This is a genomic window from Streptomyces shaanxiensis, assembly GCF_039537145.1.
GTDB lineage: Bacteria > Actinomycetota > Actinomycetes > Streptomycetales > Streptomycetaceae > Streptomyces > Streptomyces shaanxiensis.
On the sequence record NZ_BAAAZY010000006.1, the window covers coordinates 421,251 to 437,434 of the forward strand.

Annotated in this window: 14 protein-coding genes; 1 reads left to right on the forward strand and 13 read right to left on the reverse strand. The window is 70.0% G+C overall.

Translation table 11 applies throughout. The features are described 5' to 3' along the window. Nucleotides 1-36: 36 nt before the first annotated feature. The 5 genes from ABD932_RS08680 to ABD932_RS08700 form a co-directional block, all read right to left on the reverse strand. A complete protein-coding gene (locus ABD932_RS08680) occupies nucleotides 37-1,623 on the reverse strand; it encodes a Na+/H+ antiporter (RefSeq protein WP_345010288.1) in 1,587 nt (528 codons plus the stop codon). An 87-nt stretch (nucleotides 1,624-1,710) separates the two neighbouring features. Beyond that, the gene (locus ABD932_RS08685; RefSeq protein WP_345010290.1) at nucleotides 1,711-2,181 is read right to left on the reverse strand and encodes a GNAT family N-acetyltransferase; all 471 of its coding nucleotides are present in this window, start codon (nucleotides 2,179-2,181) and stop codon (nucleotides 1,711-1,713) included. After that, nucleotides 2,178-3,122, reverse strand: coding sequence for an RluA family pseudouridine synthase (locus ABD932_RS08690; protein WP_345010291.1), 945 nt, complete (start codon nucleotides 3,120-3,122; stop codon nucleotides 2,178-2,180). The genes ABD932_RS08685 and ABD932_RS08690 overlap by 4 nt, the downstream gene beginning before the upstream one ends. Nucleotides 3,123-3,211: 89 nt before the next feature. Beyond that, entirely contained in the window at nucleotides 3,212-3,808 is a 597-nt protein-coding gene (gene lspA, locus ABD932_RS08695; protein WP_345010293.1) for a signal peptidase II, read from the reverse strand. A 70-nt stretch (nucleotides 3,809-3,878) separates the two neighbouring features. Then, nucleotides 3,879-5,063 (reverse strand): TraR/DksA family transcriptional regulator, encoded by a 1,185-nt coding sequence (locus ABD932_RS08700; RefSeq protein WP_345010294.1) that lies wholly within the window; start codon nucleotides 5,061-5,063, stop codon nucleotides 3,879-3,881. A 600-nt stretch (nucleotides 5,064-5,663) separates the two neighbouring features. Between ABD932_RS08700 and ileS the strand changes: the two genes are divergently transcribed. Continuing rightward, nucleotides 5,664-8,810, forward strand: a complete 3,147-nt coding sequence (gene ileS / locus ABD932_RS08705; RefSeq protein WP_345010296.1) for an isoleucine--tRNA ligase — start codon at nucleotides 5,664-5,666, stop codon at nucleotides 8,808-8,810. Between the two features lie 207 nt (nucleotides 8,811-9,017). Here the strand turns inward: ileS and ABD932_RS08710 are convergent, their stop codons facing one another. The 8 genes from ABD932_RS08710 to murG form a co-directional block, all read right to left on the reverse strand. Further along, nucleotides 9,018-10,154, reverse strand: coding sequence for a DivIVA domain-containing protein (locus ABD932_RS08710; protein ID WP_345010298.1), 1,137 nt, complete (start codon nucleotides 10,152-10,154; stop codon nucleotides 9,018-9,020). A 55-nt stretch (nucleotides 10,155-10,209) separates the two neighbouring features. Beyond that, complete coding sequence (locus tag ABD932_RS08715; RefSeq protein WP_004001943.1) at nucleotides 10,210-10,497, reverse strand: YggT family protein; 288 nt, start codon at nucleotides 10,495-10,497, stop codon at nucleotides 10,210-10,212. A 51-nt stretch (nucleotides 10,498-10,548) separates the two neighbouring features. Continuing rightward, entirely contained in the window at nucleotides 10,549-11,190 is a 642-nt protein-coding gene (locus ABD932_RS08720) for a cell division protein SepF (protein ID WP_031483359.1), read from the reverse strand. A 125-nt stretch (nucleotides 11,191-11,315) separates the two neighbouring features. Beyond that, a complete protein-coding gene (locus tag ABD932_RS08725; RefSeq protein ID WP_126391474.1) occupies nucleotides 11,316-12,035 on the reverse strand; it encodes a YggS family pyridoxal phosphate-dependent enzyme in 720 nt (239 codons plus the stop codon). 6 nt (nucleotides 12,036-12,041) lie between these two features. Continuing rightward, nucleotides 12,042-12,770, reverse strand: coding sequence for a peptidoglycan editing factor PgeF (gene pgeF, locus ABD932_RS08730; protein WP_345010302.1), 729 nt, complete (start codon nucleotides 12,768-12,770; stop codon nucleotides 12,042-12,044). 10 nt (nucleotides 12,771-12,780) lie between these two features. Beyond that, the gene (gene ftsZ, locus ABD932_RS08735; protein ID WP_345010304.1) at nucleotides 12,781-13,980 is read right to left on the reverse strand and encodes a cell division protein FtsZ; all 1,200 of its coding nucleotides are present in this window, start codon (nucleotides 13,978-13,980) and stop codon (nucleotides 12,781-12,783) included. Between the two features lie 287 nt (nucleotides 13,981-14,267). Continuing rightward, nucleotides 14,268-15,065 (reverse strand): cell division protein FtsQ/DivIB, encoded by a 798-nt coding sequence (locus ABD932_RS08740; RefSeq protein WP_250082603.1) that lies wholly within the window; start codon nucleotides 15,063-15,065, stop codon nucleotides 14,268-14,270. 26 nt (nucleotides 15,066-15,091) lie between these two features. Continuing rightward, complete coding sequence (gene murG, locus ABD932_RS08745) at nucleotides 15,092-16,183, reverse strand: undecaprenyldiphospho-muramoylpentapeptide beta-N-acetylglucosaminyltransferase (protein ID WP_345010306.1); 1,092 nt, start codon at nucleotides 16,181-16,183, stop codon at nucleotides 15,092-15,094. Nucleotide 16,184: the final 1 nt, after the last annotated feature.

Sequence of the window (16,184 nt, forward strand, 5' to 3'; positions counted from 1 at the left end):
GACATGCCGTGTACGTTCACACGACTGCCATGAAGATCACCGCAGACTGCGCACGTCCAGATGCCGCAGCACCCGGTCCACCACCTCCGGGTCGGCCCCCGGCTCGCTGCGCGCCGCGAGCACCTCGTGCCGCGCCGCGCTCAGCAGCTCCGCCTGGATCCGCCGCACCCGCTTCAGCCGCCGCAGCCGTTCCCGATGCGCCTCCCTGCGCTCCTCCTCGCCCATGTCCGGGCTGATCCGCACCCCGATCTCGAAGGCCCGTCGCAGCATCTGCTCGGACAGGTCCTCCGGCAGGTCCTCGACGGCCTCGATCTCCCTGAGCCTGCGCTTCGCCGCCTTGGCCGCCCGCACCGCCAGTTGCTTCTCGAACTCCTTCTCCCGCGCGCTGTCGGCCTGCACCCCGAGCCTCTTCACCAGCCACGGCAGGGTCAGTCCCTGGAGCACCAGCGTCGCCATGATCACCCCGAACGCGATGAACACGATCTCGTCCCGGTCGGGGAAGGCGGCCCCCGAGTCCGTCTCCAGCGGAATGGCCAGCGCCAGGGCGACCGAGGCGACGCCGCGCATCCCCGACCACCACATCACGACGGACTCGCGCCAGCTCATCGGGATCTCCTCGTCGTAGTCCCGTTTCGCGTGCATCCGCTTGGTGAGCCAGGTGGCCGGCATCAACCACAGCAGCCGCACCACTACGACGACCCCGACCACCGTGGCCGCCCAGCCGAGCATCTCCTGCCACCGCCCGGACGCCGTGCGCACCGCGATGTGCAGTTCGAGCCCGATCAGCCCGAACGCGACGCCGGTGACCAGCATGTCGACGATGTCCCAGAAGGTGTGCCCGGCGAGCCGGGTCATCACGTCGTCGGCGCCGGTGGCGTACTCGGCGAGGAACAGGGCGGTGACGAGCACCGCGAGCACACCGGAGCCGTGGAGCTCCTCGGCCAGCACGTACGAGGCGTACGGCACCAGCAGCGTGAGCCCGATCTGCAGGGTCGGGTCCCCCAGCAGATCCATCAGCTTGTTGGCGCCCCACCCCAGGGCGAGCCCGACGGCCAGCGCCACCACGGCGGACAGCAGGAGATCGAGTCCGGCCTCCCACGGCGAGAAGGTGCCGCTCACGGCGGCCGCGATCGCCACGTGGTACAGCACGATGGCCGTCACGTCGTTGAAGAGCCCCTCGCCCTCCAGGATGGACACCAGCCGTCGGGGCAGCCCGAGTTGCCCGGCGACGGCGGTCGCGGCGACCGGATCGGGCGGCGCGACGAGCGCGCCCAGCGCCACGGCGGCGGCGAGCGGCAGCCCGGGCACGATCGCGTGGGCGACCGCGGCCACGCACACCGTCGTGACGAACACCAGCGCCACGGCCAGCAGAAAGATGGGCCGCACGTTGGCCGCGAACTGCCGCCAGGAGGTCCGCCGTACGGCCGCGTACAGCAACGGCGGCAACAGCAGCGGCAGGATCAGGTCCGGCGGAACCTCGACGTTCGGGACGAATTCGAGCAACGCGAGAACGATCCCGAGCAGCGTCATCAACACCGGCGCCGGCAACCCGACCCGGTCCCCCACCGGGACACTGACCACGGCCCCGAGCAACAGCACGAACAGCAGGGCCAACTGATCCACGCTCAGCGCTCCGATGACATCGGCGTACACAAGGCAGACCTCAAGCCTGCCACGCCGCCTCTCTCACCAGTGCCTACGGCCCCCCGGCTACAGAACGCGCCGCATCGCCCGGTGCGGTATCCCCGCGTCGGGGAACTCCGGCCCGTACGCCACGTACCCCAGCCGCTCGTAGAACCCCAGCGCATGTGTCTGCGCGTGCAGATCCACGGCCGCCAGCCCACGCGCGCGTGCCGCCTCCTCGATGGCCCGCACCAGCGCGGCCCCGACCCCGAGCCCGCGCGCCGCCTTCGTCACCGCGAGCCGCCCCAGCGACCCCACCGACGGATCGCCGCCGACCTTCGCCGCGGCCGCCTCGCCGTACAGCAGCCGGCCGGTCCCGAGCGGTACCCCGTCCTCCCGGACCGCCAGCACATGCACGGCGGTGGCGTCGTACGCGTCGTACTCGATGTCCTCGGGAACGCCCTGTTCCCCGACGAAGACCTCCTTGCGCACCACGAAGCACGCCTCACGGTCGGCGGGATCCTCCGCGACACGGACGGCGTACGGCGCGGAGCTCATGCCCACGTCTCCTCGCGGACCTGGTCCAGCGCCTTCTGCAGGTCGGCCGGGTAGTCGCTCTCGAACTCCACCCACTGCCCGTCCCCCGGGTGCTCGAAGCCGAGCCGGACGGCGTGCAGCCACTGGCGGGTCAGGCGGAGCCGCTTGGCGAGGGTCGGGTCGGCGCCGTAGGTGAGGTCGCCGACGCAGGGGTGGCGGTGGGCCGCCATGTGGACGCGGATCTGGTGGGTGCGCCCGGTCTCCAGCTTCACGTCGAGCAGCGACGCGGAGCGGAACGCCTCGATGAGGTCGTAGTGCGTGATCGACGGCTTGCCCTCGGCCGTGACCGCCCACTTGTAGTCGTGGTTGGGGTGGCGGCCGATGGGGGCGTCGATGGTGCCGCTGGTCGGGTCGGGGTGGCCCTGGACGAGCGTGTGGTACCGCTTGTCGACCGTGCGCTCCTTGAACTGGCGCTTGAGCGACGTGTACGCGTACTCCGACTTGGCGACGACCATCAGACCCGATGTGCCCACGTCGAGCCGGTGCACGATGCCCTGGCGCTCGGCCGCCCCCGACGTCGAGATCCGGTACCCGGCGGCGGCGAGCCCGCCGATGACGGTCGGCCCGGACCAGCCCGGCGACGGATGCGCGGCCACCCCGACCGGCTTCACGATCACGACCACGTCATCGTCGTCGTGCACGATCTCCATGCCCTCGACCGGCTCGGCGACGACCTGCACCGGCGCGGGCGCCTGCGGCATCTCGACCTCGAGCCAGGCCCCGCCGTGCACCCGCTCGGACTTCCCGACCACCGACCCGTCGACCGTGACCTTCCCCGCGGCGGCGAGCTCCGCCGCCTTCGTACGGGAGAAGCCGAACATGCGGGAGATGGCGGCGTCGACGCGCTCGCCCTCCAGGCCGTCGGGCACGGGCAGGGTGCGGATCTCGGGAATCGTGCTCACCCGACGAGTATGCCGGACGGGTCCGACAGCCCCGTACGGAGCCTGTGGACAACCGTCCCGGCCCCGGACTCCCCTGGCTCCTCGCGGACTCAGTCCTTGTGCACGGTGCCGTCGGGGTCCAGCCCCCTGAAGGACAGCAGCACGATCAGGATGCCGCCGCACACGATCGCGGAGTCGGCCAGGTTGAACACGGCGAAGTGCTTGGGCGCGATGAAGTCCACGACCGCGCCCTCGAAGACGCCCGGCGAGCGGAAGATCCGGTCGGTGAGGTTGCCGAGCGCACCGCCGAGCAGCAGGCCGAGCGCGATCGCCCAGGGCAGGCTGTACAGCTTGCGGGCGAGCCGGGCGATCACCACGATCACGGCCGCCGCGATCACCGTGAAGATCACGGTGAAGGCCTCGCCGAAGCCGAAGGCCGCGCCCGCGTTGCGGATCGCCTCGAACTTCAGCCAGTCCCCGATGATCTCGATCGGCGGGTGGTGCTCCAGCTTGGCGACCACGATCATCTTGCTGATCAGGTCGAGGGCGTACGCGAACGCGGCGACCCCGAACAGCACGGCGATCCGGCGCTTGCCCCGGGGCCGCTCGGCCGCGGCGTCCTTCGCGTGCTCGTCGGCCTGCTCCGGCTCGGCTCCCGCCGCCTCTGGGATATCCGGCGTACCGATGATGCGCTCCGCCTCTGCCACGTGAGTCCCTCAACCTAGGTACCTGACTGAGGACGAGAGTACGACACGTCCAACGGCATCCGCCTACCGGTCAGTACCGGCGTTCCTGCTTCTGCTTGCACTCGACGCACAGGGTCGCGCGCGGGAACGCCTGCATACGCGCCTTGCCGATCGGGTTGCCGCAGTTCTCGCACAGGCCGTACGTGCCCGCGTCGAGCCGCTCCAGGGCCCGCTCGGTCTGAGTGAGCATCTCGCGCGCGTTGGCGGCCAGCGCCAGCTCGTGCTCGCGCGTGATGTTCTTGGCGCCGGTGTCCGCCTGGTCGTCGCCGGCGCCGTCGCCGGAGTCCCGCATCAGGCCGACGAGGGACTGCTCGGACGACGTGAGCTCGTCGCGCAGCCGCATCACCTCGGCCATCAGCTCGGCCCGCGCCTCCTCGACCTCCTCCGGGGTCCAGGGGTCCTCACCGGGGCGCACCGCGAGCTCGCCGGGCTCCACCGCCGCGGAGATGCGTGCCTTGGGAACGGCGGTCTTCGCCGCCGTGGCCGTGCCAGGAGTCTTCTTCGCAACCACCGTCGTGGCTCCCGTCTGCTCCGCGGCCTGCGCCGCGCCCGCCTTCTTGGCCCTGCTCTTGGCGGCCGCCTTCTTCCCGGCCGCCTCCCTGCCGACCGCTCCCTGATCGGCCTCTTCCTTCACGGCGGCCACCTTCTTGGCGGCCCTTTCCCCGGCCACGGCCTTCTTGGCCGCGCCCGTCCTGGCGGCCGCTCTCGTGGACGCGCTTTCCCCGGCGGCCGCCGCCTTCTTCCCGGCCGCCTTCTCCCCAGCGGCCTTCTTGGCCCCAGCCGATTCCTTGGCCGCCCTCTTCCTGGGGGCCGTCTTCTTGGCCGCGGGCCCCTTCACCACCGCCCGCTTCGCGGAGGCCTCCTCGGTGGCGCTCTTCCCGGTGGCCCCTTTCTCACCGGCACTCTTCCCAGCGGCACGCCTCTCAGCGCCGCTCTTCGCCCCGGCCTCTTTCCCGGTGCCCGCCTCGGGAGCCGCCGTCTCGGCAGCGACCGCTTTCTTCCCGGCCGCCTTCGCCCCCTTCTCCTTCACCGTCTTCACCGGCTTACCGCCCCGCGCCCCCGCGGAACCCCCCTGGGCACTCTTCTTCCCGCCCACATCCTTGGCCGCACCACCGGAGGCACTGGCACCGCCAGAGGCACCCGCACCGCCGGAGGCACTCGCATGGGTGGACCGTCCCGACGCCGACTGCTGTACGGCGGTCTTCTTCGCCACCATGCCGCGGCCCCTTCACATATTGTGATCTTGCACGCGAATCGTGCTGGGACGATAAATCGACTTGAGTCCCGCGGCAACGGGGCACACCGCCCGATTCGCCCGCCTCGCGCATGCCGCGCGGCAGACCTGCATGCGTTGTGCCCAGCTCCCCGCCGGGTATGCCGCCGAGCCGAACGTCCCAGATTCCGAACACACGACCGCTCCAATCGGGTCACCGCGGCCTGAACCACGCCCCGGCCCCATGCCTCGGAAATCCGGTCGGCCGCTGTCCGCCCGGCGCCGTACACTGGGCGGAGCGAAAAGCGTGGATGGGGACGAGTAGCGACGTACGCAGCCCAGAGCGACCCGGGGACGGTGGAAGCCCGGGGGCGAGCGCGACGTGAAGATCACCCCGGAGCCGCCGGAAGAAAGCCGCAGCGGACAGGCAGTGGCGAGTAGAGCCGGCATCGCGACCCCAATGAGGGGGCTCGCCGACGCACACCCCGCGCCGGAGGGCCAAGGAGGGTGGTACCGCGGGAGCGCGCCGAAACCGGCGTAAGGAAGACACGGCTCTCGTCCCTCCGGACGGAAGGCAGCAAGTCCGCCGGAGGAAGCTCGCTGATGACAACGCCGACGTACCGCCAGGTACCCGCCCAGGTCGACCTGCCCGCCCTCGAGCACGCCGTGCTCGACTTCTGGCGCGAGCAGAAGATCTTCGCCAAGAGCCTGGAGCAGTCCGAGGGCCGCCCGGAGTGGGTGTTCTACGAGGGCCCGCCCACCGCCAACGGCATGCCCGGCGCCCACCACATCGAGGCCCGCGTCTTCAAGGACGTCTTCCCCCGCTTCCGCACCATGCGCGGCTACCACGTGGCCCGCAAGGCCGGCTGGGACTGCCACGGCCTGCCGGTGGAGCTGGCGGTCGAGAAGGAGCTCGGCTTCAGCGGCAAGAAGGACATCGAGGCGTACGGCATCGCCGAGTTCAACGCCAAGTGCCGCGACTCCGTGCTGCGCCACACCGACGCCTTCTCCGACCTGACGACCCGCATGGGCTACTGGGTCGACCTCGACGACGCCTACGTCACGATGGAGCCCGAGTACATCGAGTCCGTCTGGTGGTCGCTCAAGGAGATCTTCAACAAGGGCCTGCTGGTCCAGGACCACCGCGTCGCCCCCTGGTGTCCGCGCTGCGGCACCGGCCTGTCCGACCACGAGCTGGCGCAGGGCTACGAGACGGTCGTCGACCCCTCGGTGTACGTCCGTTTCCCCCTCACCTCCGGTCCGCTGGCCGGCGAAGCCGCGCTCCTGGTGTGGACGACCACGCCCTGGACCCTGGTCTCCAACACGGCCGTGGCCGCTCACCCCGAGGTCACCTACGTCGTCGCGACCGACGGCGAGGAGAAGCTCGTCGTCGCCGAGCCGCTTCTCGCCAAGGCCCTCGGCGAGGGCTGGGAGACCACCGGCCAGACCTTCACCGGCGCCGAGATGGAGCGCTGGACCTATCAACGTCCGTTCGAGCTGGTCGAGTTCCCGGCCGAGGCGCATTTCGTCGTCAACGCCGAGTACGTCACCACCGAGGACGGTACGGGTCTGGTCCACCAGTCCCCCGCCTTCGGTGAGGACGACCTCAAGGTCTGCCGCGCGTACGGCCTGCCGGTCGTGAACCCGGTCCGCCCCGACGGCACCTTCGAGGAGGACGTCCCCCTGGTCGGCGGCGTCTTCTTCAAGAAGGCCGACGAAAAGCTCACCGAGGACCTCCAGCAGCGCGGCCTGCTCTTCCGGCACATCCCGTACGAGCACAGCTACCCGCACTGCTGGCGCTGCCACACCGCGCTCCTGTACTACGCGCAGCCGTCCTGGTACATCCGCACCACGGCCGTCAAGGACCGCCTCCTTGAGGAGAACGAGAAGACCAACTGGTTCCCCGACACGGTCAAGCACGGCCGCTTCGGCGACTGGCTGAACAACAACATCGACTGGGCGCTGTCCCGCAACCGCTACTGGGGCACGCCGCTGCCGATCTGGCGCTGTGAGGACGACCACCTCACCTGCGTCGGCTCCCGCGCGGAGCTGTCCGAGCTGACGGGTACCGACCAGTCCGGGCTGGACCCGCACCGCCCGTACATCGACGATGTCACCTTCGGCTGCCCGAAGGACGGCTGCGGCAAGACGGCCACGCGCGTGCCGGAGGTCATCGACGCCTGGTACGACTCGGGTTCGATGCCGTTCGCGCAGTGGGGCTACCCGCACAAGAACAAGGAGCTCTTCGAGAGCCGCTACCCGGCGCAGTTCATCAGCGAGGCCATCGACCAGACCCGCGGCTGGTTCTACACGCTGATGGCGGTCGGCACGCTCGTCTTCGACAAGTCGTCGTACGAGAACGTCGTCTGCCTCGGCCACATCCTGGCCGAGGACGGCCGCAAGATGTCGAAGCACCTGGGCAACACCCTGGACCCGATCCCGCTGATGGACCGGCACGGCGCCGACGCGGTGCGCTGGTTCATGGCGGCCGGCGGCTCCCCGTGGGCGGCACGCCGCGTGGGCCACGGCACGATCCAGGAGGTGGTGCGGAAGACCCTCCTCACCTACTGGAACACGGTCGCCTTCCAGGCCCTGTACGCCCGCACGTCGAACTGGGCGCCGTCCGCAGCCGACCCGGCCCCGGCCGACCGCCCGGTCCTGGACCGCTGGCTGCTGTCCGAACTGCACGCGCTGACCGACCAGGTGACCCAGTCCCTGGAGGCGTACGACACCCAGCGCGCCGGCAAGCTGCTCTCGGCGTTCGTCGACGACCTGTCGAACTGGTACGTCCGCCGCTCGCGTCGCCGCTTCTGGCAGGGCGACAAGGCGGCGCTGCGCACCCTGCACGAGGTCGTCGAGACGGTCACCAAGCTGATGGCCCCGCTGACCCCGTTCGTCACCGAGCGGGTCTGGCAGGACCTGATCGTCCCGGTGACCCCCGGCGCCCCGGAGTCGGTCCACCTCGCCTCCTGGCCGGAGGCGGATCTGTCGGCGATCGACCCGGAACTGTCGAAGCAGATGGTCCTGGTCCGCCGGCTGGTCGAGCTGGGCCGCGCCACGCGCGCGGAGTCGGGCGTCAAGACCCGCCAGCCACTGTCCCGTGCCCTGGTGGCAGCCGCGGGCTTCGACGCCCTCGACCCCGAGCTGCACACGCAGATCACCGAGGAGCTGAACGTCTCGTCGCTGGCGTCCCTGTCCGAGGTGGGCGGCAGCCTGGTGGACACCACCGCCAAGGCCAACTTCCGCGCCCTGGGCAAGCGGTTCGGCAAGCGCGTCCAGGACGTGGCGAAGGCCGTCGCGAACGCGGACGCGGCGGCGCTGTCCCTGGCCCTGCGCGAGGGCACGGCGTCGGTGGAGGTCGACGGCGAGACGATCGCCCTCGCTCCGGACGAGGTGATCATCACCGAGACCCCGCGCGAGGGTTGGTCGGTGGCGTCCGACTCCGGCGCGACGGTCGCCCTGGACCTGGAGATCACGGAGGAGCTCCGCCGCGCGGGCCTCGCCCGTGACGCGATCCGCCTGATCCAGGAGGCCCGCAAGAACAGCGGCCTGGACGTGGCCGACCGCATCGCCCTGCGCTGGACGGCGACGGACCCGGCGACCATCGCGGCCCTGAGCGAGCACACCGAGCTCATCGCCGACGAGGTCCTGGCGACGGACTTCGCTCAGGGCGAGGCGGACGACACCTACGGGTCCCCGTTCACGGACGAGGGCCTGACCCTGACGTTCCGCCTGCGCAAGGCGTCGTAGGCGTCAACCGAACGCCGAAGGCCCGGTCCTGCCAAGAAAATCTTGGTGGTTCCGGGCCTTCGGCGTTGTGTACGTCGGACACCCCACCCCCGCCCGAACAAACGCCGCAAACCCCCGTGATCACGCACAGCAAAAGGGCGGGGCCCCGGATCAAAATCCGGGGCCCCGCCCTGAACGCTGCCGACGCCTACGGCGTACTACCAACCGTCAGTTGTCGTCCTCGTCGATGAGGAACCCACGCATCGGGGACGGCGCCTGGCCCATCGGGGACGGACCCTGCGGCCGGACCGGTGCCATCGGCTGGGTCATCGCCGGGGACATCTGCTGCTGACCGCCGTAGGACGGAGCAGCCGGAGACGGGGCGCCGCCCATCGTCTGGTTGCCGCCGTACGACGGGGCGCTCGCGCCGGCCGGTGCCATGGAGGGCGCCGGGGACGGCGGGAGGGAAGCCGCAGCCGGGGTCCGCGGCGGGGCGAGCGAGTCGTCCGCCTGCGTCTCCAGCTGACGCAGCTGGGACTCCAGGTAGGACTTCAGCCGCGTGCGGTACTCGCGCTCGAAGCCGCGCAGGTCCTCGACCTTGCGCTCCAGCGTGGCGCGAGCGGACTCCAGGGAGCCCATCGCGACGCGGTGCTTCTCCTGCGCGTCCCGCTCCAGGGCGTCCGCCTTGGCACGGGCGTCACGCTCAAGACCCTCGGCACGCGAACGCGCCTCGCCGACGATCTTGTTGGCCTCGGAACGAGCCTCGGCGATCGCCTGGTCGGCGGTCTGCTGGGCGAGCGACAGAACGCGCGCGGCGCTGTCGCCACCGGGGCCGCCCTGACCGGGACCGCCCATCGGGCCACCCATAGGACCGCCCATCGGGCCGCCCATCTGCTGCATGGGGGGCTGGCCCATCGGCCCCGGACCCTGGCCCATCGGACCGGGACCCTGAGGGCCACCCTGACCGCCGGGGCCGGCGGGCAGCTGCGGAGCACCGCTGGGCAGCTGGGGCGGACCACCCATGGGGCCACCCATCTGCTGCTGCGGCGGGCCCGATATCCCAGCGGGGACAGGAGCACCCGGACCGCGCATGCCCTGCTGAGGCATGCCACCCTGCTGCGGCATACCGCCCTGCTGCTGGTCCTGCGGCGGCTCCGGAGGCTTGCGCATGTTCTGCTGGTTCTGGGCAGCAGCACGCGTGGCCGCGGCCAGCTTGGCGCGCAGGTCCTCGTTCTCGCGGAGCAGGCGCGTCAGTTCGGCTTCGACCTCATCGAGGAAGGCATCGACCTCGTCCTCGTCATAGCCTTCTCGGAGGCGGACGGTCGTGAACTGCTTGTTCCGCACGTCCTCGGGGGTCAACGGCATCTCTTCACCTCAACGTAGTCGTCGGCAGTCGGCAAGACCGTATCTGTCACATCGCTCACATCGCGCTCCGTACAAGCGTGATCAGGATGTAGACGATGATCATCAGAACGAAGAAGGACAGGTCGAGCGCCACGCCCCCGAGACGCAGCGGCGGGATAACCCGCCGCAGAAGCTTCAGCGGTGGATCAGTGACAGTGTAGGTGGCCTCCAGAACGACCACCATCGCCTTGCCGGGTTGCCATGAGCGGGCGAACTGGAAGACGTAGTCCATGACCAACCGGAAGATGAGCACGATGAGGAACACCATCAGCGCGATGTAGAGAACCTGCAGAACCACGCTCATGACTGGTGCTTCCCTCTCCCCTGTTCCGTGCGTTTCTTCCGGTGGTGCGTCTCAGCTCTGGTTGAAGAACCCGCCCTCTGCGATGCGGGCCTTGTCCTCCGCCGTGACATCGACGTTAGCAGGAGACAACAGGAACACCTTCTGGGTCACCCGCTCGATGCTGCCGTGAAGACCAAACACCAAACCGGCCGCAAAGTCGACAAGTCGCTTCGCGTCTGTGTCATCCATCTCAGTCAGATTCATGATCACCGGGGTGCCCTCACGGAAGTGTTCCCCGATGGTACGGGCCTCGTTGTAGGTCCGCGGGTGAAGCGTGGTGATCCGGTAAGGCTCTCGTTCCGACACAACCTTGGGCATGATCACCGGTGCGTTCTTCTCCAGGCTTGCGCGTTCTTGTGTGATGGACGCCACGGGCGCGATACGCGCCGGGCGGCTGGATTCCGCGGGTAGCGAAGTCGATCGTGCCACCGGTTCACGCGGCGCGGGCGGCTGAACGATTCGCACCTCTTCGTCCCTTTGGGACTGATGTGCACTGTGCGACTGGTGAGACGGCTCGTGCCGTCGGTGGTCCCGCTCGGGCTCCGGGTCCAGTTCGGGCTCGAAGTCGTCGTCGGGGTCGAACCCCCGGCCGTCGTATCCGTCGTCCTCCACGAGGCCGAGGTAGACCGCCATCTTGCGCATCGCGCCGGCCATGCTCTGAGTCCTCCGCTCTGTGGTGGATCGGCGACTGCCAAGTGCCCGCGATCCACGCGGTCGTTACGCTCGCCTTGCGGCGACATTGACCATATTTTCTGCTGTGGTCCGACTTCCTGGCGACGTTACCCGAGCCTGGGGCGGACTCCGAGTACCGCAGTGCCGACGCGCACATGTGTCGCACCGGCCGCCACAGCCTCTTCGAGATCCGCACTCATCCCTGCCGACACCATGTTCGCAGTCGGATGAGCCCGGCGCAGGTCGGTCGACAAATCCATCAACCGCTCGAACGCCTCCTGTTGGCGCCCCGCGTACTCCCCCGAGAGCGGGGCGACGGTCATGAGCCCGTCCAGCCGCAGCCCCGGGGACTTCGCGACGAGGTCCGCCAACTCCTCGATCCCGCCCGGCGCCACACCACCCCTCTCGCCTCTCAGGCTCTCTCCCGCATCCAGCGCCACCTGGATGAGGCAACCCACCTCGCGCTCCTGCCGGACGGCCTCCTTGGACAGCGCCGTCACGAGCCGGGAACGATCGACGGACTGCACGAGATCCGCGTAACCGACCACGGATCGCACCTTGTTGGTCTGCAACTGGCCGACAAAATGCCATACAAGGGGCAGATCCGAGCATGCGGCGGCCTTGGGTGCCGCGTCCTGGTCCCGGTTCTCGGCGACGTGACGCGCACCGAGTTCCGACAGGATCCGCACATCGCTCGCGGGATAGGTCTTGGTGACCACGATGAGCGTCACCTCCTCGCGCTTACGCCCGGCGGCGGCGCACGCGGCGGTGATGCGCGCCTCCACTTTCGCCAGATTCGCGGCGAGTTCGCCCTTACGGTCCGTCATGCTCTCTCAGTCCAACCAGACATATCCCGCGAGTCGCCCTGTGGTGCGATCGCGGCGGTACGAGAAGTGGTCGCCCGACTCGCGGGTGCACACCGGCGACTGCTCCCGGTCGCGCACGCCGAGTCGTGCGAGCTGCGCGTGCACTCCGGCGGCGACGTCCACCGCGGGAGTGCCCCAACTCGTCTCGGCGCGCGCCGTCGGCTCCGCGGCGGCCACCTCGGCGCGCATCAACTCCGGCACCTCGTAGCACCGGCCGCAGACGGCCGGGCCGGTACGGGCGACGATTCGGGCGGGGTCGGCCCCCAGTTCGGTCATCGCGCGTAGCGCGGCCGGGACGACCCCGGCGACCATGCCGGGCCGTCCGGCGTGGGCGGCGGCGACGATCCCGGCGACCGGGTCGGCCAGCAGGACCGGCACGCAGTCGGCGGTGAGGACGGCGAGGGCGAGACCCCGCCGCGCCGTGACGATCGCGTCGACGTCGGGCACCGGACGATCACTCGACGGCCCTTCGACCACCGCTACGTCCGTCCCGTGCACCTGGTTCATCCAGACGACCTCACCCGGAGCGAGCCCGAGCGACTTCGCGGCCAGCTCCCGGTTGGCCCGTACGGCCTCGGGGTCGTCGCCGACGGCCCCGCCGAGGTTGAGCTCCTCATACGGAGCGGCGCTCACCCCGCCCCACCGGTCGGTGAAGGCGAAGTGCGCGCCGCTCACGGTGTCGCGCTGTCCTATCACGTCAGAAGGATCACTTGAGGAAGTCCGGGACGTCCAGTTCCTCCGCCGCGCTGTCGGCGTAGGTCCGCGACGGCGGGACCGGCGGGGCGACCGGGATGTCGGCCACCGGCTCCGGTGCGGGCTCCGGCTCCTCCTTCGGCGTGACGCTGCCGAGCGAGCCGAACGACGGGCGGCTCTCGGGCTGCCGTACGGGAGTGGGCTCCTCGCGGCGGGCCGAGGAGGACGAGGTCGAGCCGAGGACGTTGTCCCGGCGGGCCGGCGGCTGGCCCCCGTCGAAGCCGGCCGCGATCACGGTGACCCGGACCTCGTCGCCGAGGGCGTCGTCGATGACCGCGCCGAAGATGATGTTGGCCTCGGGGTGCGCGGCCTCGCTCACCAGCTGGGCGGCCTCGTTGATCTCGAACAGGCCGAGGTCCGAGCCGCCGGAGATGGAGAGCAGCACGCCCCGGGCGCCGTCGATGGACGCCTCCAGCAGCGGCGAGGAGATCGCCATCTCGGCCGCGGCCACCGCGCGGTCGTCGCCGCGGGCGGAGCCGATGCCCATGAGGGCCGAACCGGCCTCGGACATGACCGACTTGACGTCGGCGAAGTCGAGGTTGATCAGACCCGGCGTGGTGATGAGGTCGGTGATGCCCTGGACACCGGAGAGCAGGACCTGGTCCGCGGACTTGAAGGCGTCGAGTACCGAGACCTGGCGGTCCGAGATGGACAGCAGCCGGTCGTTCGGGATGACGATGAGGGTGTCGACCTCTTCGCGGAGTTCGGCGATGCCGTCCTCGGCCTGGTTGGCGCGGCGCCGTCCCTCGAAGGTGAACGGGCGGGTGACCACGCCGATGGTGAGGGCGCCGAGGGAGCGGGCGATGTTGGCCACGACGGGCGCGCCGCCGGTGCCGGTGCCGCCGCCTTCACCGGCCGTCACGAAGACCATGTCGGCCCCCTTGAGGACCTCCTCGATCTCCTCGCGGTGGTCCTCGGCGGCCTTGCGGCCGACGGCCGGGTTCGCTCCGGCGCCGAGTCCGCGGGTGAGTTCGCGGCCGACGTCGAGCTTGACGTCGGCATCGCTCATCAACAGCGCCTGCGCGTCAGTGTTGATGGCGATGAACTCGACACCCTTGAGACCGACCTCGATCATCCGGTTGATGGCATTGACACCACCGCCGCCGACACCGATGACTTTGATGACTGCGAGGTAGTTCTGCGGTGCTGCCACGTCGAAGGCCTCTCGCCTCGAGTTACGGGTCGTCGGATCGCGGGGAGCGACGTGCTTCGCGAGCCGGCGACTGATGCCGAATGGGACGGTCCGTAGCGCCGACCCGAACCCTAACCCTGAAGTTTAGGGTTACCAGTGTGTCTGTTCCTTGAAGTCTTCTGAACAGGACACTAAGTCGACAAGTGGCGCACGTTCAACGAACACGCCGAACCTCCCGTTTTTCTTTTCACCCTATGTGATCAGCCGTGTCGCTGCCCAACCAGGGTGCTGGCCTGCGCAGATGTGCGTCAACTTCCCGCTGACACAGGGGCGGTGGGAACGCTGACGTCGAAGTACCGCGCATCCGGCGAGGCTTTCATGAGAGCGGTGAGTGTGCGAGCCTTCGCCGCGCCCTTCTCGCCACTCCCCCAGGCGACGGTGCGGCCGTCACCCAACTCCAGCGAGATGTCGTCGTAGGAACGGACCTTGACGACCTCGGTGGACCGTGCGACGGCGGCCGGAATGGCACGGGCGACCCGCACCGCCTCCCGCACCAGACGGTCCTCGCCGAAGCGGCGCAGGCTCGCGGCGGCGGAGCTCGACCGGGACACCGTCAATTCCAGTGCGGGGATGCCTTTCGGAGGCTCCGAAACCGTGGCGAAACGGACGCCTTCATCGTCCACTTCGACGAAGTTTCCGCCCTTTTCGACAATCAGAACCGGAGTACGCTCCACCACTTTCAGGCCGATTCCATGCGGCCAGGCACGGACCACATCAACCTCGTCAATTCGGGGCAATTTCCGGCGCAGACGTGCCTCAATCGCAGTACTGTCGACGGAAATCAGCGGTACCCCGACGGGGACGTCGGCGGCCTCGCGGACCTGTTCGGGCGTCAGGACCCGGGTCCCGGAGACGGATACCCGCTCGACGCGCAGCCATTGGGAGCCGTACAGGGCCCAGACCGCGCCCGCGCCGAGGAGCGCGAGCACGACGGTAAGGATGATGATCGTACGAGGGCGCGGCAGCCTCAACCGCCGCCGGGCGAGGGGCGGGTCGGACGACTCCTGCTGGCGTTCACCGCGCTCGGCGGTCGTCGGTCCGGCCACGCTCCCTGCCTTCCGTCATACGGGTCCTAGCGGCGGTGCGAGGCGATCGCCTCGTACACCATGCCGACGAGGAGGTCGTCGGCGTCCCGGCGGCCGAACTCGCTTGCGGCGCGGGACATCTCGTACAGCCGGTGCGGGTCGGCGAGCACGGGCAGGACATTCTGCTGCACCCACTCGGGCGTGAGTTCCGCGTCGTCGACCAGCAGTCCGCCGCCGGCCTTGACCACCGGCTGGGCGTTGAGCCGCTGTTCGCCGTTGCCGATGGGCAGCGGTACATAGGCGGCCGGGAGCCCGACGGCGGAGAGTTCGGCGACGGTCATCGCGCCCGCACGGCAGAGCATCATGTCGGCCGCGGCGTACGCGAGGTCCATCCGGTCCAGGTAACTTACCGGGATGTAGGGGGGCATTCCCGGCATCTGCTGTACTTGCGGCAGTTCGTTCTTCGGACCGACCGCGTGCAGGATCTGGATGCCGGCCCGCTGCAGCCAGGGCGCGACCTGCTGGACGACCTCGTTGAGGCGGCGGGCGCCCTGCGAGCCGCCGGAGACCAGCAGCGTCGGCAGGTTCGGGTCGAGCCCGAACGCGGCGCGAGCCTCGGGGCGGACGGCGGCCCGGTCGAGGGTGGCGATGGTCCGGCGCAGCGGGATGCCGATGTAGCGGGAGTTGCGCAGCTTGCTGTCGGGAGTGGAGACGGCGACCTGGGCGGCGTACCGCGAACCGATCTTGTTGGCGAGGCCCGGGCGGGCGTTGGCCTCGTGGATGACGATCGGCACGCCGAGGCGCTTGGCGGCGAGGTAGCCGGGCAGGGCGACATAGCCGCCGAAGCCGACGACGGCGTCCGCCTTGGTGCGCTCCAGGATCTGCTCGGTCGCCTTGATCGTGCCGCGCAACCGGCCCGGGACGGTGATCAGCTCGGGCGTGGGCTTACGCGGCAGGGGTACGGCGGGGATCAGAGCGAGCTCATAGCCCCGCTGCGGTACGAGCGTGGTCTCCAGGCCGCGCTCCGTGCCCAGGGCCGTGATCCCCACGGTCGGGTCCTGCCTGCGCAGGGCGTCCGCGAGGGCGAGCGCGGGCTCGATGTGGCCGGCGGTCCCCCCACCGGCGAGTACGACATGCACC